This window comes from Actinomadura napierensis (assembly GCF_039529375.1).
Classification (GTDB): Bacteria; Actinomycetota; Actinomycetes; order Streptosporangiales; family Streptosporangiaceae; genus Spirillospora; species Spirillospora napierensis.
The window spans coordinates 58084-75855 of sequence record NZ_BAAAMR010000046.1; the positions used below are offsets into that span (position 1 = coordinate 58084).

Sequence of the window (17772 nt, forward strand, 5' to 3'; positions counted from 1 at the left end):
GGTTCACCCCTCCCTGGGCGCCAGGTTCACGCCCGGCTCGTCGAGCATGTTCGCGGTCAGGCCCCATTCGGTCATGACCTTCTTGTACGTGCCGTTCTCCATGAGCTTGCGCAGCGCCCGCAGCAGGACGTCCTTCAGCGGCGAGTCCTTGGCCACGACGGCGCCCTGGTAGAGGTCGTCGAAGCCGTTGGCCTTGCCGGTGCCCGCGAGCTGCAGGTCGTCTCCGGACTGCTTGACGAAGTAGCCGAGCGGCGCCTGCGAGGAGAAGAACGCGTCGGCGCGGTGCGAGCGGACGGCGAGGGTCGCGGTCGGCTGGTCCTTGTACGACTGGACCTGCACGGCCGGCTTGCCCTGCTGGACGCAGGTCCCGGACTGCTTCTTGGCGACGTCCTCGGCGGAGCCGCCCGCCATCACCGAGATCTTCAGCCCGCAGGTGTCGGCGATGGAGCCGATGTGCTTCGGGTTGCCCTTCGGGACGGCGAACACGACGAACTCGCGGACCCAGTCGACGAAGACGTTGTCGCCCTCCCGCTCGGGGAAGTCGCCGATCGGGCCGAGCGCGAAGTCGTACCGGCCGGCCTTGATCCCGGTCAGCTCGCTGGGCAGGCCGTCCACGGTGACGTGCTCGATCTTCACGCCGAGCAGCTGGCTGAGGGCGGTCGCGAGGTCGGCGGACGCGCCCGACAGCGACCGGCCGTCCGACCCGGCGATCTCGTACGGCGGGAACGAGCCGTTGTTGACCGAGATCAGCTTGCCGGACGCCTTGTTCTTGGCGGGCAGCGCGTCGTGCAGCCCGTGGTCGAGGGTCTGGCGCAGGTCGGCCGCCTTGGCCCCCTTCGCGGACTTGCCGTCGCCGAGGATCCCCTCGGCCTCGGGCGGGTTCGCGCCGCACGCGGCCGTCGCGGCGAGCAGCGCGCCCGCGAGGGCGGCGGAGATCGCCGTGCGGCCTCTCATGCCGTCTCCTCTCTCGGCCGGATGGACGGGTCGACCCGGAAGCGCCGGTTCGCCAGCACGGGGAGCCTGCGCCGAGCCTCGTCGAGCTCCTCGCGGTCGGCGACCGCCCACAGCAGCCCGGGCCGGTCGGCGAGCCGGTCGCGGACGATGCCGAGCGGGTCGACGACCATGCTCGCTCCGATGTTGCGGCGGCCGCATTCGCCGGAGGCCGCCACGTAGCAGGTGTTCTCCAGCGCCCGGGCGGTGACCATGACCTCCCAGTGCCGCTCCTTGGCGGGGCCGCGCACCCAGGCCGCCGGCAGCGCGAGCACCTGCGCGCCCGCGTCGACCAGCAGCCTGGCCATTTCCGGGAATCTTACGTCGTAGCAGGTCATGAGCCCCACCTGCCAGCCGGCGCAGTCGAACACGACCGGCTCGCCGTCACCGGGGCGGACCCGGTCGGATTCCCGCGCGCCGAACGCGTCGTACAGGTGGATCTTCCGGTAGACGGCGACGATCGCGCCGTCGCGGATCGCGGCGAGGGTGTTGTGCACCTTGCCGCCGCCGGCGGGTTCGTGGATCCCGACGACGACGGTGGTGCGCGAGCCCGCGGTGTGCTCCAGCAGGCCGGTGACGAACGGGCCGTCGAGGGGCTGCGCGGCCTCGGCGATCCGCTCCGGCTCGTCGATGAACAGGGCGAGGGAGTCCTCGGGCAGGACGAGCAGGTCCGCGCCGCCCTCCACGGCGTCGTCGATGAGCGTCATGCAGGTCTTGAGGTTGGTCTGCCAGTCCTCGGTGGAGGCGAACTGGCCCACGGCGATCCTCACGCGAAGACCTCCTCGGCCTTGATGGGGCGGGGCGCGATGCCCTGCTCGTGCAGTTCCTCGCAGAACGCCGCGACCATCGCGGCGTTGGCGCCGGCGCCGTACGGCATCCAGTCGGCGCCGAAGAGGCGCGCCTGGGTCTCCAACTCGTCCAGCAGCCAGGGCGTGGTGTCGGCGAGCAGCCTGCGGCGCTCCAGCCACACGCGCTTGGACTCCTCGAACGCGTCCTGAAGGACCTCGGGAAGCCACGGGTACTCGTCCACGACCTCGCGCTTGAGGGCGAGGATATGGATGCCGGGGACGAAGCCCGTCCGGGCGAAGTACTCCTTCTCGGCGCTGCGGTGGTCGTCGTAGAGGTGCCGGAAGCGGCTGTTCGCGGTGAACATCTCCGGCGGCATGAAAGGGGTGAAGACGGCGTCGAAGGTGCCGTCGGCGAGCCCGTCGATCAGCGAGCGGTCCGCGACCCGCACGTTGGCGGGCAGCGGGCGCGTCCCGAGCCGGTCCTTGCCGGTCTCGCCCGCGGCGAGCGGGCCCACGCGCCATTGGACCGCCGACAGGTCGACGCCCTCGGCGCGCAGCAGCGCCCGGGTCCAGGTGTTGCCGGAGTCGGGCCATCCGGTCAGCCCGATCGTCGCCCCCGCCAGGTCGCGCGGCGCGGCGAGCGGGCTCTCGTTCCGGACGAGCACGCAGCGCTGCCGGAAGCCGCGCATCACGAACACCGGCAGCCCGGCGAGCCGCTCGTCGCCGTCGCCGCGGCCGAGGGCGTACCGGCTGAAGGACGTCTCGCCGCCGTCCAGGTCCGGTTCGGCGAGCACGTCCGGGGTGACCTCGCGGGTCTCGATCTCCAGCGCCACGCCGCGGGCGCGCACCCGGCCGGTGAGCAGCGGGACGAGGTGGTCCCAGTCCCGCAGCGCCAGGCGAATACGTGGAATCGGCACAACGCTCCATTCCTGCATGTGAGAGGGGGTTTTGCCGCGCTCTTGGCGCGATGGGACCCGACTTTAGGCCGCGTTTGTACCGCGTACAATGGGTATTTTGTTACTACACAAAGTTTTGCGCGGAGGAAACGTGATCGACGCGGCGTGGCTGGCCGAGCGCATCGGCGACCGCACGGCCCGGGGCATCGCCGCCTCGATGACCAACCTGATCCGCAGCGGGGACCTCCCGGCCGGAACGCGGCTGCCGACCGTGCGGGGCCTCGCCGCCGAGCTCGGGGTCAGCCCTGGCACGGTCGCCGACGCCTGGTCGACGCTGCGCCGGCACCGCGTCGTCAGCGCCCAGCGGCGCCGCGGCACGGTCGTGATCGGCCCCCCGAACGTCCCGCACCCGACCCGGTACGAGCGCATCGGCGAGTTCGGCAACCGGCTGGCCGTCGACCTGGCGATCGCGGCGCCCGACCCCGCGCTGCTGCCGCCGCTGGACGCCGCGCTCGCCGCGGGCGCCCGCACGGCCCGGCTGAACGACTACACCCGCGAGACGATCACCCCGGCGCTGCGCGCGTCCGTCGAACCCGGCTGGCCGTTCCCGCCGGCCGGGCTGCTCACCGTCGGCGGCGGCTACGAGGGCGTCCAGCTCGTCTGCCAGACCGTCGCGGTGCCCGGCGACCGCGTCGCCGTCGAGGACCCGACCGGCGCCCGCCTGCTCGACATCCTGGAGGCGCAGGGCGCCGAGGTCGTGCCGGTCGCCTGCGACGACGAGGGGCCCGAGCCGGACGCGCTCGCCGAGGCGCTCGCCGCCAAGCCCGCCGCGTTCGTCTACCAGCCGCGCGCCCACACCCCGCGCGGGCACGCGCTGACCCCGGCGCGTGCGGCGGCCCTGGCGGAACTGCTCGCCCCGACCAACACCCTCGCCATCGAGGACGACGGCACCGGCGAGGTGTCGTCGTCCCCCATGGTGAGCGTCGGAGCGCACCTGCCCGAACGCACCGTGCTCGTCCGCTCCTACTCCAAGTCGCACGGCCCGGACCTGCGCATCGCCGTGATCGGCGGCGCGGCGGAACCGGTGGAGCGCGTCCGCGTCCTGCGCAGCTTCGGCACCGGCTGGACGAGTCGCATCCTGCAGGACGCGCTGGCGCATCTGCTGACGGATCCGGCTGCCATCGCCGTCGTCGCCCGGGCCCGGGACACCTATGCCGAACGCCGCGAGGGCCTCGCGTCCGCCCTCGCCGAGCGCGGCGTCCGCACCGGGAACCGGGACGGACTGATGCTGTGGGTCCCGGTCGCCGACGAGTCCGCCGCGCTGGTCACGCTCGCGGCGCACGGAGTCGCCGCCGTCCCCGGCAGCCGGTACCAGATCGCCCCGGCCGGCGCCCATCTCCGGATCGCGACCAGCCGTCTCCCCGACGCACCGCTCAGCGTCGCGGAGCTGGCCGACCTCATGGCGCTGGCGGCGCGTCCCCGCTGACCGGCAGGAGCCCGGGGAGGTCCCCAGCGTGGGTCTGGAGGTAGTCGGCCAGGGTCTCCGGGATGAGGTCGACGGGCGCCAGTCCCGCGGGCGTGCATGGGAAGCGGTCCACGTCGTACCGGCCCTTGGACGGGTCGTCGAACTCCGGACCGTGCCGGAGCGAGAGGTCCATCGTGAGAAGGCGGCAGACGTAGAAGACGTTGAGGCGGTGCAGCTCCGGGCGCTGTTCACTGCACGCGAACACCTGCCGGACGGGCCCGGCGGTGGCACCGAGCTCCTCGTCCAGCTCCCGGCGCAGCGCCGCCTCCGGACCGGCGTCGGTCGGCTCGATCTTGCCGCCGGGGGTCGTCCAGTAGACGGCGCGGCCGGGAGCGGTGCGGCGCAGCAGGACCAGGTCGCCGCCGTCCAGCAGCAGGGCGCGGACGGCCCGCCGGATGCGGGGCATGGGGCCGGTCATGAGTTGAGGTAGGCGAGGACGGCCAGGACGCGGCGGTGCCCGCTGTCGGTCGGCGGCAGGCCGAGCTTGGCGAACACCGCGCCGATGTGCTTGCTGACCGACCGTTCGGTGATGACGAGCGTGGTCGCGATGGTGGCGTTGTCGAGGCCCTGCGCCATCAGCCCGAGCACTTCGCGTTCGCGCGGTGTGAGGGCCCGCAGCGGGTCGCTGCGGGCGGTCATCAGCTGGGAGACGACCTCCGGGTCCAGAGCCGTGCCGCCGGCGGCCACGCGGGCGAGCGCGTCGAGGAACTCGTCGACCCGGCCGACGCGGTCCTTGAGCAGGTAGCCGACGCCCTCCGCGCCGCCGGACAGCAGCTCGGCCGCGTAGGTCTCCTCCACGTACTGCGACAGCACGAGCACCGGCAAACCGGGGATCCGCTTGCGGGCCTCGATGGCGGCGCGCAGCCCCTCGTCCCGGAACCCGGGCGGGAGCCGGACGTCCAGGACGGCGGCGTCGGGCCGGTGCTCCAGCAGCGCGGGCAGCACCTCGGGCCCGCTGCCGGCGACGGCGGCGACCTCGTGCCCGTCGGAGGTCAGCAGCAGCACCAGGCCCTCGCGCAGCAGCACGTTGTCCTCGGCGATCACGATCCGCACGGCAGGTCCGCTTCCAGCGTCGTCCCTCCCCCGTCGGGGCTGTCGATGCGGGTGGTCCCGTCGAGCGCGGCCACCCGGCGGCGGATGCCGGCCAGGCCGCTGCCGCGGCCCGCGTCGGCCCCGCCCTTGCCATCATCGCGCACTCTGATCAGCAGCCGGCTGCCTTCGCGGCGGACCGTTACCGACGCGGTGCGGGCGCCGCTGTGCTTGGCGACGTTGGTGAGGGCCTCGGCGACGACGAAGTAGGCGGCGGCCTCGACGGCGGCGGGCGCGCGGCCGGCCCCGTCGAGGTCCATCTCGACCGGGATGTGCTGCCCGGCGGCGAGCGCGCGCACCGCCCCGGCCAGGCCGCGGTCCGACAGGATCGGCGGGTACACGCCGCGGATGACCGTCCGCAGCTGGGTCAGCGCCTCCTCCACGCCGTCGCGGGCCTCCAGGAACAGCGCGCGGGCGGCGCCCGGGTCGGTGTCGAAGCGGCGGTCGGCGAGACCGAGCCGCAGCGCGGCGGCGACCAACTGCGCCTGCGTCCCGTCGTGCAGGTCGCGCTCGATGCGGCGCAGCTCGGCTCCGTGCGCCTCCAGCGCCTCGGCGCGGGTCTCGGTGAGCTCCTCGACCCGTTCGGTCAGGCTGGTGCGGCGGGTGGGGCGCAGCAGCACCTCCGCGAGCCGGGCCTGCCAGCGCACGAGCCGCGGCACCAGCCACAGCAGCAGCGCCAGATCGAGGGCCGCCTGGAGGAACGGCAGCGTGAGCGCCTGCGGCCAGCTGTTCAGGTCCACGAACGCGGACGCCGTGCCCTTGGGCGTCGCCCACCACCACAGCGGCATCGACGCCGCGTACGGGATCGCCGGCCAGAGCCCGACGGCCAGCACCGCCATGAGCAGGCCGGTGTACCCGCTCGCCACCATCCACGCGATGTCCCGCCACAGGGCCGGCGACCGCACCATCCGGCGCGCCTCCCCCAGGCCGGTGTCCCTGCGGTCGTGGTACGGCTCGGGGATCTCGCGGCCGAGCACGCGGCCCGCCCGGCGCCGCTCCGCGTTCGCCAGGGCGCGCAGCGGCTTCACCGCGTCCGGAAGCCACGGCAGCGCGACGACCAGCAGGGCCAGGAAGACCAGCAGCGGCGCCAGGCCGAGCAGCGCCGGCACGGTGATGCGCAGCGCGGCCACCAGCCGTCCGGTCGCCTCCGCGCTGCGCCGCAGCGCCGCCGTCACGCTCATCTGTGCCCTTGTCATGTCGCCTCACCGCACACGCTATGTGAGCACGGCGCGCGACGCACCGGGGCCGGCTCCCCTGCCGATGGTGTAGCCCGCTACACCATCGATCGGGGAGTGCGCCCCGATGTGGCGGCCCTGCCCCGGAACCTAGGTTCGTCCTGGTGAGAGCGGGTTTTCCACGGAGGGCGAGCATGACGACGATGACGGCCGAGGCGACCGCGGTGGCGGTGCGCTTGGAGTCGGTCACCAGGACCTACGGCTCGGTGCGGGCGCTCGACGACGTCAGCTGGACGTTCCCGCGCGGCGGGTTCACGGCCGTGATGGGGCCGTCGGGTTCGGGCAAGAGCACGTTCCTGCACTGCGCGTCCGGGCTGGACCGGCCGACCGCCGGGACCGTCCGGATCGGCGGCACCGACCTCGGCCGGCTCGGCGAGGCGAAGCTGACCCGGCTGCGCCGCGAGCGGATCGGGTTCGTGTTCCAGGCGTTCAACCTGATCCCGTCCATGGACGTGGAGCAGAACATCACGCTGCCGCTGCGGCTCGGCGGGACCGAGCCGGACCCTGCGTGGCTGGGCGAGGTGGTGCGCCGGGTCGGGCTGGAGGACCGGCTGCGGCACCGTCCGGCGGAGTTGTCGGGCGGCCAGCAGCAGCGCGCCGCCGTCGCCCGCGCGCTGGTCACCCGTCCCGAGGTGGTGTTCGCCGACGAGCCGACCGGCGCGCTCGACCCGCGTTCGGCCCGGGACGTGCTGCGGCTGCTGCGCGACGCGGCGGACCTGACCGGGCAGACGGTCGTGCTGGTCACGCACGATCCGCTGGCCGCCGCGACCGCCGACTCGGTGCTGTTCCTCAGCGGCGGCCGGATCGTGGATCAGCTGCCCTCTCCGTCCGTGGCGGCCGTGATGAACCGCTGGGAGACGCTGTGAAGAGGATCGAGGGCAAGGGCGCGTTCGCGGGGATCTTCGCGGCACTGCTGTTCGCCGCGGTGCTGGTCGGGGCGTGCGGGGTGCTGCTGGAGTCGGCGTTGCGCGCGCACGCGCCGGTGGACCGGTTCGCCGCGGCGGACGCGGTCGTGACGGGCCCGCAGAACGTGACGCAGCGGATGAAGCGCCTCGGCGACGACCCGGAGAAGCAGAGCAGGCCCCTCGCAGAGCGCGCCCGGGTCCCGGTCGCAGCGGCCGGGCCGCTGCGGACGGTGCCGGGCGTCCGCGCCGTGGTCGCGGACGTGTCGTTCCCCGTCCTGACCTCGACCGGGCGCGCGGTGACGGGTCACGGCTGGGACTCGGCGGCCCTGCGCCCCTACAAGCTGAGCGAGGGACGGGCGCCGCAGCGGCCGGACGAGGTGGTGCTCAGCCAGTCGGCCGGTGTCCGGCCGGGCGCGGACGTGCGGCTGCAGGTCGCCGGGACGCCCCGCCCGTACCGGGTCACCGGGCTGGTGCCGTCCGGACCGGCGGCGGCGTTCTTCACCACCGGGACCGCGATGGCGCTGAACGGGCACCCCGGCCAGGCCGACGCCCTGGCGGTGCTGACCGAAGGGAAACCGGACACGGACGCGCTGCGCAAGGCGGCGCCCGGCCTGACGGTCGCCACCGGTTCGGCGCGCGGCGACGCCGAGGACCGCGCGGTCGCCTCCGCCCGTCCCGACATCGTGGAGATCGCCGGATCGTTCGGCGGCGTCGCCGTCATGACGGCGCTGGTCGTCGTCGGCGGGCTGGTCGTGCTGTCGGTGCCGGAGCGGGGCCGCGAGTTCGCGCTGCTGCGCGCGGTGGGCGCGACGCCCTGGCAGGTGCGGGGACGGCTCGTCCGCGAGACGGCGCGCGCCGCTGTCCCCGCCGGGCTGGTCGGCGGCGTCCTGTCGCTCGGCGCGGGTGCGGCGATGCACGCCGCCATGATCCGCAAAGGTGTGCTGCCCGGCGGGTTCGGGCTGTCGCTCACCCCGCTGCCGGCGCTGGCCGCGTTCGCCGTCACCGTACTCGCCGCGACCGCGTCCGCGCTGCTCGCCTCGCTGCGGATCTCCCGGATCCGGCCGGTGCAGGCCCTCGGCGAGTCGGCGGCCGAACCGGCGAGGCTCCCCCGCCGGCGCGTCATCGCCGGCGTCGCGTTCCTCTTCGTCGGCGTGAACGCGCTCGGCGTCTCGGCGGTCACGTCCGGGCCGACCGCGAGCGCTTCGCTCGGCGGGCTGGTCATGGCGCTCATCGTCGCGGTCGCGCTGCTCGGGCCGGTGCTGGCGCGGGCCGGTGAGCGGGTCCTGGGCCGGGCCGCCGCCGCGCTGTCCCCGGTCGCCGGACGGCTGGCCCGGCACGCGGCGGTCGCCGCTTCGCTGCGCGCCGGCTCGATCATGACGCCGGTCGCGCTGGCCATCGCGTTCGCGGGCGTGCAGCTGTTCGCGCAGTCCACGGTCGTCCACGCGACGGCCGCGCAGTTCGCCGACGGCGACCGCGCCGACCAGGTCATCGTGGCGGACGGCCCGGGCCTGCCGCAGGGCGCGGCGGACACCGCGCGGCGCGTCCCCGGCGTCACCGCCGCGACGCCCGTCAAGAGCACGACGGTGGTCATGGCCGTGAAGGAACTGGGCGAGAAGAACCTGCGGTCGCTGGGCGCCCAGGGCGTCGGCGCGGACGCCGCCGCCACCATGGACCCCCAGGTCACCTCCGGCGGGCTCGCCGCGCTGCGCGGCAACGCGGTCGCGCTCAGCCGGGACGTCGCGGGCGGGCTCCACGTCGGCTCCACCACCCCGCTGTGGCTGGGCGACGGCACCCGGGTCGACGCCCGGGTCGTGGCGGTGTACGACCGGGGCCTCGGCTTCGGAGACCTCCTGCTCCCCCACGACCTGGTCGCCGCGCATGCGTCCACGTCCCTCGACGACCATGTCCTCGTCCGCGGGCACGCCGATCTGCGGCCGGTCACCGCCGCGTACCTGGGCGCGCGGGCCGTCGACCGCGACGCCTTCGGCGCGCGGCTCTCGGACGAGACGAGGCTGCAGGGCTTCATCAACTACGTGGTGGTCGGCGCGATCGCCGGGTTCATCGTCATCGGCCTCGTCACGACGCTCGCCCTGGCGACCGCCGCGAGGCGCCGCGAGTTCGCTCTGCTCAGGCTCGTCGGCGCGACCCGCCGGCAGGTGCTGCGGATGCTGCGGCTGGAGGCCCTCATCGTGCTCGGCACCGGCGCCGCCACCGGCTCCCTCATCGTCGCGGTCGTGATCCCCGCGTTCGCGACCGCGGTCACCGGGCTGCCGCTGCCCGCGGTGTCCCCGCTGACCTGCGCGGCGATCCTCGCGACCGTGGCGGGCTCCGGTGCCGCCGCCATCCTGCTGCCGGCCCGCGCCCTGCTCCGCCGGCGCACATCCCCGAACATCCCCTGAAAGGTGCACGGACATGAACGACACAGGCATCGGCAACACCGCCCGCTGGACCGTCTTCGGCCTGCTGCTGGCCGTCAACGTCATCTCCAACATCACGCTGAAGGGCACCTGGCTGGAGATCCCGATAAGCGTCCTGACAGGGATCGGCGTCGTCGCGGTGATCGTGGACTACCTCGTCCGCGGCCGCCGCCGGGAGCGCTGAGCCGGGCCGCCGCGCCGCTCGGGCGGACCGAACCCTCCGGCTCGTCCCCCGGGCGGCCCGTGCCGCCGTTACCATCTCGGAGTGCCAAGATCCCGTTGGCATGCTCTGTACCGGAACGGCGTGAAATGGATGATGTCGAGATCCGGCGGCACCTGCCGGGCAACCTCCCGCAGCTGTTCGCCGACGGCGCGGACGGCGCCGGCCCGGGCGCGGAAGGCGCCTCCGGGCGGACGCTGTCGGTCTCGCTGCCCGAGGGCGACGTGGTGTGGCCCGACCCCGGCTACCCGCAGCGGTCGCTGCTCATGCGCCCCGCCTTCTGGCTGAGCGACGAGCCCGTGCACGGCGAGTTGTGGGGCCGGCTGCGCGCCGAGCACCCCCGGTCCGGCCTGTGGCCGCTGCTGCTGGACGAGACCGACCAGCCCTGGGCGTCGGGGCAGATCGCGCCCGAGCCCGTGGAGGAGATCGGCAACTACTCGCCCGAGGCGTTCCTGTACGAGGTCTGGGCCGACTGGGCGGAGCAGGCGGGCGACGAGGACCACGACGACCTCGCCCCGTTCGGGCGGCACTGCCCGGGCCCCGCCCCCGCCGGTACTCTGCTGGACGACCCGGACGCCGTCGCCGACCGGTACGCCCGGACCCTCGGCGTGCGGGGCCCGTCGCTCGGCCTGGTCGCGGTGGAGAGCGGCGCCGACGCGATCGCCGCGGTCGGCTGGCAGGGCGCGCTCAACCACAACGAGTGGACCGCGCCGCTCGCCGCCGTCCTGCGCGGCTGGGAGGAGCGGTTCGGCGCCCGCGTCGTCGGGCTCGGGTTCAACACCCTGGAGCTGAGCGTCGCCGCGCCCCCCGTCACCATCCGGCACGCCGTGCACGTCGCGGCTGAGCACTGGGCGTTCTGCCCGGACATCCTGTTCCAGGGTCCCGGCAACCTCGCCGGCTACGCCGAGGAGATCCGCGGCAAGACGTACTGGTCGTTCTGGTGGGACTAGAAGCGCGCCGGCCAGGCTAGGAGCGGGCGCCGAGCATCCGCAGCGACAGGTGGGCGGTGAGGGCGCCGATCTCCTCAGGTGAGCGTGGCCCTTCGGGGCGGTACCAGCGGCACACGTCGATGGCCAGGGACGACATGGCGCGCGCGGTTCCCTCGATGTCGGCGACGTCGAACGCGCCCGCCGCGGCGCCCGCCCGCACCTCCTCGCGCACCAGGGCGCGGACGCGGCGGCGGATCGCGGCGATGCGCCGGGCGTGGGCCGCTTCCAGCGCGCCCAGCTCGTTCTGGATGACGCGGGCGGCGCGGTGGTGACGGGCGTGCCAGCGGGCGAACCCGTACATCAGCGCCCGGACGCGCGCCGAGGGCCCTTCGATGCCCTCGACCGCCGTCTCCAGTTCCGCGAGCACCGACTCGTGGACGGTCAGCGCGATCTGGAACAGCAGGTCAGCCTTCGTCCGGTAGTGCACGTAAAGGGCGCCCGCACTCATGCCCGCACCGGCCGCGATGTGCCGCGTCGAGGTGCCGTGGTAGCCGAGGTCGGCGAAGGAGTCGACGGCGGCGAGCAGCAGGCGGCGCGACGCGTCCGGCGCGATGCCCGCCCACATGCCGCCAGTGCCGTCCGCGGAGCCGCTGCCGGGAGCCATGCAGCGAAGCCTAAGCGATCGCTCAGTAGACTGGCGCCGCACTTCGCACCATTCCAGGAGGAACCGCATGCGGCGCACCGTCTTCGAGGCCGACCACGAGCTGTTCAGGGAGTCCGTGAGGGAGTTCGTCGAGCGGACTCTCCTGCCGGTCGACGAGGACATCCGCAATGAGCGGATGCTCAGGCGCGAGGTGTGGCTGGAGGCGGGCCGGCAGGGCTTCCTCGGCATGCAGGTGCCCGAGGAGTACGGCGGCCAGGACGCCGGGGACTTCCGGTTCAACGCGGTCATCGGCGAGGAACTGGCGCGCGTGGCGGTCGCCTACAACTCGATCGTGTCCATCCACATCGACATCTGCGCCCCGTACCTGCTCGAGCTGGCGACCGACGAGGCGAAGAAGAAGTGGCTGCCCGGGTTCTGCACCGGCGAGCTGATCACCGCGATCGGGATGACGGAGCCGTCCGGAGGGTCCGACCTCGCGGCGCTGAAGACCACCGCGGTCCGCGACGGCGACCAGTGGGTGATCAACGGGTCGAAGACGTTCATCACCAACGGCGGCCACGCCGACCTGATCATCGTCGCGGCCAAGACCGACCCCGAGCGCGGCGCGAAGGGCATCACCCTGTTCGGCGTCGAGGCCGGCACGCCCGGCTTCAGCCGCGGCACGAAGCTGGACAAGGTCGGCCAGCCCGAGGCCGACACCTCCGAGCTGTTCTTCGAGAACGTCCGGGTGCCGGACTCGCACGTCATCGGCGAGCTGAACCGCGGCTTCATCCACATGATGGAGCGGCTCTCGCAGGAGCGGCTGTCGTGCGCCGTCGCCAACGTCGCGCACGCCCGCGGCGTCCTGGACGAGACCATCGCCTACGTCAGGGAGCGCAAGGCGTTCGGGCAGCCCATCGGCACCTTCCAGCACAACAAGTTCCTGGTCGCCGAACTGATCACGAAGCTGGACGTCGCGCAGGCGTTCGTCGACCAGTGCCTGGCCGCCCATGTGGCGGGCGAGCTGTCCGCGGTCGACGCGTCCAAGGCCAAGTGGTGGAGCTCGGACGTGCAGAACCAGATCATCGACGGCTGCGTGCAGCTGTTCGGCGGCTACGGCTACATGCGCGAGTACCGCGTGGCCCGCGCCTGGATGGACGCCCGCGTCACCCGCATCTGGGCCGGCTCCAACGAGATCATGAAGGAGATCATCGGCCGCGACGCGGGCCTATGACCATCGGCGTCCCAATATTACCTATTCGGGGTCTCGGTGGCCGTTTTGTGACCATTGGGACGGTGATGCCGAAGGGGACGGCTTTGGACGGGGGCGCGGACGATGACCGAAACGCAGGAGAAGACCGGAGGGCGGCACGGCCTGACCGATGACCTGCCGCTCGACGAGCTCAAGGACGCGGGCCAGGAGGTGGTGCGGGCCCTGATGGTCAAGGGACTGCACGGCGCCACCCACATGGTCCGCGACCTGACCGAAAAGCTCGGGGACGGTAGCGGGAACGGGGACGGCGGCGGCACCGGCGCGAAGATGGCCGCACGGGGCGCGGAGCAGCTCGCCGAGGGCCGGTCCCCGCTGCGGGCCGGGCTCAGCGCCGGGGCGACCGGCGCCAAGGAGACCGTCAAGAACGTGTTCGGCGACGGCGGTGCGAGCGGCGGCGACGAGGCCAAGGCCGTCACGATCGTCGAGGAGTTCGACGTCGGCCTGCCGCTGCGGGCCGTCTACGACCAGTGGACCCGGTTCGCCGACTATCCGAGCTTCACCAGCAAGGTGGAGAACGTCGAGCAGGAGTCCGACGAGAAGATCAAGTGGCGGGCCCGGATCTTCATGTCGCACCGGAACTGGGAGTCCACGATCACCGAGCAGGTCCCCGACGAGCGCATCGTCTGGAAGTCGGAGGGCGACAAGGGGTACGTCGACGGCGCGGTCACCTTCCACCGGATCGCGCCCACCCTGACGCGCGTACTCCTGGTGGCCGAGTACCACCCGGACGGCTTCGTCGAGAAGACCGCGAACCTGTGGCGGGCGCAGGGGCGCCGGCTCCGCCTGGACTTCAAGCACATCAAGCGGCACATGATGACCAAGGCGATCCTCGAACAGGACGACATCCAGGGCTGGCGCGGGGAGATACGCGGCGGCGAGGTCGTCAGGACCCACGAGGACGCGCTCAAGGAGGAGGGCGAAGCGCACGACGGCGGCGACTCCGGGAACGGCACGGCGGCGCACGAGGGGGACGATTCCGACGCCGGAGGGGCCGAGGAGAAGCCCGCAGCGAGCTGACACCGGCAGCCCGAGGCCGCCCGCGCCCGCGCCGGTGCTCGGAGGAGGGGGACCCATGGACGACGGCAGTTCCGGCCGCTCAGAGGCCGCCGGAGACGACAACGGCCCGGCCGATGTGAGGGTCGGGGAGATCAGGCGGCCGGAGCCGCACGCCGCGGCGGACGGCGCACCCGACGTCCACCTGAACGTCCCGCAACTCCGGGTGGGTGAGATCTCCCTCGAGGTCGAGAACCTCGACGCGCACGTCGCGCTCGGCGCCCAGGTGCTCGACATGCTCCGGCTGAACGTCGGCGCGGACGTCTACCTGGGAAGGGTCAAGCTGGAGATCAAGGACGTGGAGGCCGAGGCGCTGCTGCAGGTGCGGCTCGGCAACGTGGCCGCCATCGTCGGCCGCGTACTGACCACGCTGGACCGCAATCCCGAGATCCTGGAGCACATCGGGCGCGGCGTCGAATCGGCCGCCCGCGGGGCGGGCGAGGCGGTCGGCGAGATCGGCCGGGGCACCGGAGGAGCCGTCCGGGACGTCGGCAGGGGGGCCGGCGGCGCGGTCCAGGAGGTGGGCCGGGGCGCGGGCGGAGCCGTCGCGGACGTGGGCAAGGGCGCGGGCGGCGCGGTCCAGGAGGTCGGCAAGGGCACGGGCGGCGCCGTCGAGAATGTCGGCGAAGGCGCCGGCGGAGCCGTCCGGGACGTCGGCACGGGTGCCGGCCGGGCGACCGAGAAGGTCGGCGAGGGCACCGGCGAGGCGGCCGGGAAGGTCGGCGAGGGCGCCGGACGCGCGGGAGAGGCCGCCGGGAAGGCCATGGGCGGAGCCGTTGCGGACGAGGGCGCCGCCGGCGACACGGCACAGGAGGCGTCCGGAGGCTCCAACGGAGCCCCGTCACCGGGCAAGGCATCGGATCAGGAACGGCCGCAAGGCGGACCGCCGCCCGAGGGCCGCTCGAAGGACGACCGCGCGGGCTCCCCCGGCGGGACCGGCGATGGCGGCGGGACCGGCGATGGCGAGGCCGACGACGATACCGGTGCCGATTCACCGCGTGAGGGGTCGCAGGACCAGGGCGACACGATTCAGAGCGCCTTCCGCGAGGCGGAGGATTCCGTACGCGATCTGATCAAGACCCTCAGGCGAGCGGTGCCCTGATCATCTGAGGGGGCTTACGGCACCGATGCCCTCGTAGGCGCCACGAACTCGTGGCGCCTACGAGGGCGAGCGGAACGATCGTCGGCGGCGGTCTCAGCCGTCGCGGTGCCTCTTGGACCCGGGCTCGCCGTAACCGGGCTTGGGGTCGGGCGATGCGTCCTGCTGCTTGCCCCGGTGGATGTTGTCCAGCCGCTCGGCGTGATGGTGCGGCTGGTGCTTCGGTGCCGTGTGCGGCTGCTTGGACGCGCCCGTGGTGACGTTCCGGGCACTCGGGGCCTTCCCCTCCGCCCTGGCCTCGCGAGCGGCCTTCCGGCGCTGCTCCTCGTTCCCTTCCATCTTCTTGCCGGCCATGGTCCCCCCTCGTCTCCGGCGTTCCGTCCGATCGCCGTCGTACCCACCCGTCCCAGCGGCATTCGACCGCACCACGCTCCGGTCGCAGAGGGGGACGAACCGGACGCGCAGCGCCGTTCGGGTCGCGACCGTCTCAAAGATGTGATGTTTTAGATCCTGCACGGAGGTGCGACGAGCGCTTCTGATCAATAACCTGCGATCATGGCGAATGTCGGGGCACGCGCGGCCAAGTGGCTTGTACGGGGATACATCGCCAGGAAGCAGCGTGCCGGGTTCAATCTCGAGTCGATCCGGTTCCTGCCCAACTCCACGCTGGCGCCGCTGCGCCGCGACGGCCTGGACCCGGTCAGCGACCTCACCGAGATCCGCGAGGCGCGGCCGGTCAGCAAGCTCCCCCTGCCGTTCGGCTTCGGCGTCTGGCTGGTGACCGGATACGACGCGGCCAAGACCGTCCTCGCGGACGCGGACGGGTTCAGCAACGACCTGTCCAACCTGGTGGGCAAGGTGGACGTCCCGGCCGGGTTCACGCCCGGCGGGCTGGGGTTCTCCGACCCGCCCGTCCACACCCGGCGGCGCAAGCTGCTGACGCCGGAGTTCACCATGCGCCGGCTGAGCCGGCTCACCCCGCTGATCCACAAGATCGTCGAGGAGCGGCTCGACGCGATGGCGGACGCGATGGCGGACGGGACCGGGCCTGTCGACCTGATGGAGTCGTTCGCGCTGCCCGTCCCGCTGCTGACGATCTGCGAGCTGCTCGGCGTCTCCCACCACGACCGCAGCGACTTCCAGCGGCTGAGCAGCGCCCGGTTCGACCTGTTCGGCGGCGCGAGCGCCTCCGTCGGCGCGATCTCCGAGTCGATGGACTACCTGCTCGAGGTCGTCCGCCGGCAGCGGGTCGAGCCGGGCCCCGGCCTGATCGGCATGCTGATCCGCGAGCACGGCGACGAGCTCGACGACCTGGAGATCGCCGGGCTCTCCGACGGCGTCCTCACCGGCGGCCTGGAGACGACCGCGAGCATGCTCGCGCTCGGCTCGATCGTGCTGCTGCGCGACCGCGAGCAGTTCCAGCGGGTGCACGACGGCGACGAGGCGATCGGCCCGTTCGTGGACGAGCTGCTGCGCTACCTGACCGTGGTGCAGCTGGCGTTCCCGCGGTTCGCCCGCAAGGACACCGAGGTCGCCGGGGTGCACATCGCCCAGGGGGACGTCGTGCTGATCTCGCTGTCGGCCGCCAACCGCGACCCGGCGCTCGGCGCGGAGATGGACGGCTTCGACGCCGGCCGCAAGACGCCGCCGCACCTGGCGTTCGGCTGGGGCGCGCACCGCTGCATCGGCGCGGAGCTGGCGAAGATGGAGCTGCGCGCCGCGTACCCGGCGCTCGTCCGCCGGTTCCCCGACCTGCGGCTCGCCGTCGAACCGGACGAGCTCAGCTACCGCAAGCTGTCGATCGTGTACGGCGTCGAATCCCTGCCGGTGCACCTCGGCTGAGCGCCCGCCGGCGCGGGTGATCGGCACGGGTAATCGCGGGGAGCGCGGGTAATGCCCCCGCGTGACCTCACTACTGAAAGGCGTCCTGCGCGGCATGGCGGCCGGCGCCGCCGGGACGACCGCGCTCAACGCGACGACCGAAGCGGACATGGCGATACGCGGCCGGCCGGCGAGCGGGACGCAGGCCGACGTCGTCTCCGGACTGGCCGACCTCGCCGGCGTGCGCGTGCCCGGCGACGACCGGGAACGCGGCGACCGGCTGGAGGGCCTCGGCGCGCTCGGCGGCTCGCTCACCGGGGTGGCCGTCGGCGCGCTGGCGGGAGGCCTGCGCGCGGCCGGGATCCGGCTGCCCGCGGTCATCGGCGCCCCGCTGCTCGGCGCCGCCGCGATGGCCGCGTCCGACCTGCCGATAGCGCGGCTGGGGATCTCCGACCCGCGCACGTGGAGCAGGACGGACTGGATCTCCGACGCCGTACCGCACCTCGTCTACGGGATCACGACGCACGCCGCGCTCACCGCGCTGTTCCGCGCCGACGAGGAGCGCCGGGCCCTGCGGCAGCCCGCCCCCGACCGCCCGTCCCGCCGGGCCCTGGTGCGCGCCGCGGCGCTGGGCGCGGCCACCGGCGCCCGCAGTTCCGCCGGGCTCAGCGCGCTCGCGCTCCGCGCGCGCCGCTACCACCCGGGCCTGTCCGGGCGGCTCTCCCATCCCGCCGTCAAGACGGTGAACGGCCTGCTCACCGCGGCCGAGCTGGGCCTGGACAAGCTGCCGTCCGTCCCGGAGCGCACCTCGCCCCAGGGCCTGGCGCCCCGGGTGCTGCTCGCGGCGGCGGCGGCGCGGGCGATGGCGCGCGGCGACGGGATCCGCAGC

18 protein-coding genes are annotated in these 17772 nt (G+C 73.6%); 10 read left to right on the forward strand and 8 right to left on the reverse strand.

The window, feature by feature from the left end:
* Window positions 1–3: 3 nt before the first annotated feature.
* The 3 genes from ABD296_RS24860 to ABD296_RS24870 are packed head-to-tail and all read right to left on the reverse strand — an operon-like array spanning window position 4 to window position 2695.
* Entirely contained in the window at window positions 4–954 is a 951-nt protein-coding gene (locus ABD296_RS24860; RefSeq protein ID WP_344271568.1) for an ABC transporter substrate-binding protein, read from the reverse strand.
* Window positions 951–1760, reverse strand: a complete 810-nt coding sequence (locus ABD296_RS24865; protein ID WP_344271571.1) for a nitrilase-related carbon-nitrogen hydrolase — start codon at window positions 1758–1760, stop codon at window positions 951–953. Before ABD296_RS24865 ends, ABD296_RS24860 begins: the two co-directional genes overlap by 4 nt.
* On the reverse strand, window positions 1757–2695 hold the full coding sequence (locus tag ABD296_RS24870; protein ID WP_344271574.1) for a periplasmic binding family protein: 939 nt from the start codon (window positions 2693–2695) through the stop codon (window positions 1757–1759). The genes ABD296_RS24865 and ABD296_RS24870 overlap by 4 nt, the downstream gene beginning before the upstream one ends.
* Window positions 2696–2825: 130 nt before the next feature.
* Here ABD296_RS24870 and ABD296_RS24875 point away from each other — a divergent pair, with 130 nt between their 5' ends.
* A complete protein-coding gene (locus ABD296_RS24875; protein ID WP_344271577.1) occupies window positions 2826–4160 on the forward strand; it encodes an aminotransferase class I/II-fold pyridoxal phosphate-dependent enzyme in 1335 nt (444 codons plus the stop codon).
* Here the strand turns inward: ABD296_RS24875 and ABD296_RS24880 are convergent.
* Genes ABD296_RS24880 through ABD296_RS24890 form a run of 3 tightly spaced genes read right to left on the reverse strand, consistent with a single transcriptional unit; the run spans window position 4132 to window position 6484 of the window.
* Entirely contained in the window at window positions 4132–4605 is a 474-nt protein-coding gene (locus tag ABD296_RS24880) for an NUDIX hydrolase (protein WP_344271580.1), read from the reverse strand. The two genes, ABD296_RS24875 and ABD296_RS24880, sit on opposite strands and share 29 nt — an antisense overlap.
* Before the next feature lie 8 nt (window positions 4606–4613).
* The gene (locus tag ABD296_RS24885; RefSeq protein WP_344271582.1) at window positions 4614–5252 is read right to left on the reverse strand and encodes a response regulator transcription factor; all 639 of its coding nucleotides are present in this window, start codon (window positions 5250–5252) and stop codon (window positions 4614–4616) included.
* Window positions 5240–6484 carry a sensor histidine kinase gene (locus ABD296_RS24890; RefSeq protein ID WP_344271584.1) on the reverse strand — a complete coding sequence of 415 codons (1245 nt, stop codon included), beginning with the start codon at window positions 6482–6484 and terminating at the stop codon, window positions 5240–5242. The genes ABD296_RS24885 and ABD296_RS24890 overlap by 13 nt, the downstream gene beginning before the upstream one ends.
* Window positions 6485–6657: 173 nt before the next feature.
* Here ABD296_RS24890 and ABD296_RS24895 point away from each other — a divergent pair, with 173 nt between their 5' ends.
* The 4 genes from ABD296_RS24895 (at window position 6658) to ABD296_RS24910 (ending at window position 11015) form a co-directional block, all read left to right on the forward strand.
* On the forward strand, window positions 6658–7389 hold the full coding sequence (locus ABD296_RS24895; RefSeq protein ID WP_407061510.1) for an ABC transporter ATP-binding protein: 732 nt from the start codon (window positions 6658–6660) through the stop codon (window positions 7387–7389).
* Window positions 7386–9827 (forward strand): ABC transporter permease, encoded by a 2442-nt coding sequence (locus ABD296_RS24900; protein ID WP_344271586.1) that lies wholly within the window; start codon window positions 7386–7388, stop codon window positions 9825–9827. The genes ABD296_RS24895 and ABD296_RS24900 overlap by 4 nt, the downstream gene beginning before the upstream one ends.
* Before the next feature lie 13 nt (window positions 9828–9840).
* A complete protein-coding gene (locus tag ABD296_RS24905; protein ID WP_344271589.1) occupies window positions 9841–10029 on the forward strand; it encodes a hypothetical protein in 189 nt (62 codons plus the stop codon).
* 125 nt (window positions 10030–10154) lie between these two features.
* Entirely contained in the window at window positions 10155–11015 is an 861-nt protein-coding gene (locus ABD296_RS24910; RefSeq protein ID WP_344271592.1) for a DUF4253 domain-containing protein, read from the forward strand.
* 16 nt (window positions 11016–11031) lie between these two features.
* Here the strand turns inward: ABD296_RS24910 and ABD296_RS24915 are convergent, their stop codons facing one another.
* The gene (locus tag ABD296_RS24915; RefSeq protein WP_344271596.1) at window positions 11032–11658 is read right to left on the reverse strand and encodes a TetR family transcriptional regulator; all 627 of its coding nucleotides are present in this window, start codon (window positions 11656–11658) and stop codon (window positions 11032–11034) included.
* A 67-nt stretch (window positions 11659–11725) separates the two neighbouring features.
* Between ABD296_RS24915 and ABD296_RS24920 the strand changes: the two genes are divergently transcribed.
* The 3 genes from ABD296_RS24920 to ABD296_RS24930 all read left to right on the forward strand — a co-directional run bounded on the left by ABD296_RS24920 (window position 11726) and on the right by ABD296_RS24930 (window position 15065).
* Window positions 11726–12871 (forward strand): acyl-CoA dehydrogenase family protein, encoded by a 1146-nt coding sequence (locus tag ABD296_RS24920; RefSeq protein WP_344271599.1) that lies wholly within the window; start codon window positions 11726–11728, stop codon window positions 12869–12871.
* 102 nt (window positions 12872–12973) lie between these two features.
* On the forward strand, window positions 12974–13927 hold the full coding sequence (locus tag ABD296_RS24925; RefSeq protein WP_344271602.1) for an SRPBCC family protein: 954 nt from the start codon (window positions 12974–12976) through the stop codon (window positions 13925–13927).
* A gap of 55 nt (window positions 13928–13982) precedes the next feature.
* On the forward strand, window positions 13983–15065 hold the full coding sequence (locus ABD296_RS24930; protein WP_344271604.1) for a hypothetical protein: 1083 nt from the start codon (window positions 13983–13985) through the stop codon (window positions 15063–15065).
* Between the two features lie 93 nt (window positions 15066–15158).
* Here the strand turns inward: ABD296_RS24930 and ABD296_RS24935 are convergent, their stop codons facing one another.
* Window positions 15159–15416 (reverse strand): hypothetical protein, encoded by a 258-nt coding sequence (locus tag ABD296_RS24935; RefSeq protein ID WP_344271606.1) that lies wholly within the window; start codon window positions 15414–15416, stop codon window positions 15159–15161.
* Between the two features lie 201 nt (window positions 15417–15617).
* Between ABD296_RS24935 and ABD296_RS24940 the strand changes: the two genes are divergently transcribed.
* Together ABD296_RS24940 and ABD296_RS24945 are read left to right on the forward strand one after the other, a co-directional pair.
* A complete protein-coding gene (locus tag ABD296_RS24940; RefSeq protein WP_344271609.1) occupies window positions 15618–16904 on the forward strand; it encodes a cytochrome P450 in 1287 nt (428 codons plus the stop codon).
* Window positions 16905–16965: 61 nt separating this feature from the next.
* Window positions 16966–17772 (forward strand): hypothetical protein (locus ABD296_RS24945; RefSeq protein ID WP_344271612.1); only part of this gene is annotated, 807 nt, incomplete at its 3' end.

Excerpts from the sequence above, each read along its gene's own strand:
- ABD296_RS24860 (WP_344271568.1), bottom strand. The coding sequence starts at position 954 with ATGAGAGGCCGCACGGCGATCTCCGCCGCCCTCGCGGGCGCGCTGCTC.
- ABD296_RS24890 (WP_344271584.1), bottom strand. The coding sequence starts at position 6,484 with ATGACAAGGGCACAGATGAGCGTGACGGCGGCGCTGCGGCGCAGCGCG.
- ABD296_RS24880 (WP_344271580.1), bottom strand. The coding sequence starts at position 4,605 with ATGCCCCGCATCCGGCGGGCCGTCCGCGCCCTGCTGCTGGACGGCGGC.
- ABD296_RS24935 (WP_344271606.1), bottom strand. The coding sequence starts at position 15,416 with ATGGCCGGCAAGAAGATGGAAGGGAACGAGGAGCAGCGCCGGAAGGCC.
- ABD296_RS24905 (WP_344271589.1), top strand. The coding sequence starts at position 9,841 with ATGAACGACACAGGCATCGGCAACACCGCCCGCTGGACCGTCTTCGGC.
- ABD296_RS24940 (WP_344271609.1), top strand. The coding sequence starts at position 15,618 with ATGGCGAATGTCGGGGCACGCGCGGCCAAGTGGCTTGTACGGGGATAC.
- ABD296_RS24895 (WP_407061510.1), top strand. The coding sequence starts at position 6,658 with ATGACGACGATGACGGCCGAGGCGACCGCGGTGGCGGTGCGCTTGGAG.
- ABD296_RS24915 (WP_344271596.1), bottom strand. The coding sequence starts at position 11,658 with ATGGCTCCCGGCAGCGGCTCCGCGGACGGCACTGGCGGCATGTGGGCG.
- ABD296_RS24920 (WP_344271599.1), top strand. The coding sequence starts at position 11,726 with ATGCGGCGCACCGTCTTCGAGGCCGACCACGAGCTGTTCAGGGAGTCC.
- ABD296_RS24925 (WP_344271602.1), top strand. The coding sequence starts at position 12,974 with ATGACCGAAACGCAGGAGAAGACCGGAGGGCGGCACGGCCTGACCGAT.
- ABD296_RS24910 (WP_344271592.1), top strand. The coding sequence starts at position 10,155 with ATGGATGATGTCGAGATCCGGCGGCACCTGCCGGGCAACCTCCCGCAG.
- ABD296_RS24930 (WP_344271604.1), top strand. The coding sequence starts at position 13,983 with ATGGACGACGGCAGTTCCGGCCGCTCAGAGGCCGCCGGAGACGACAAC.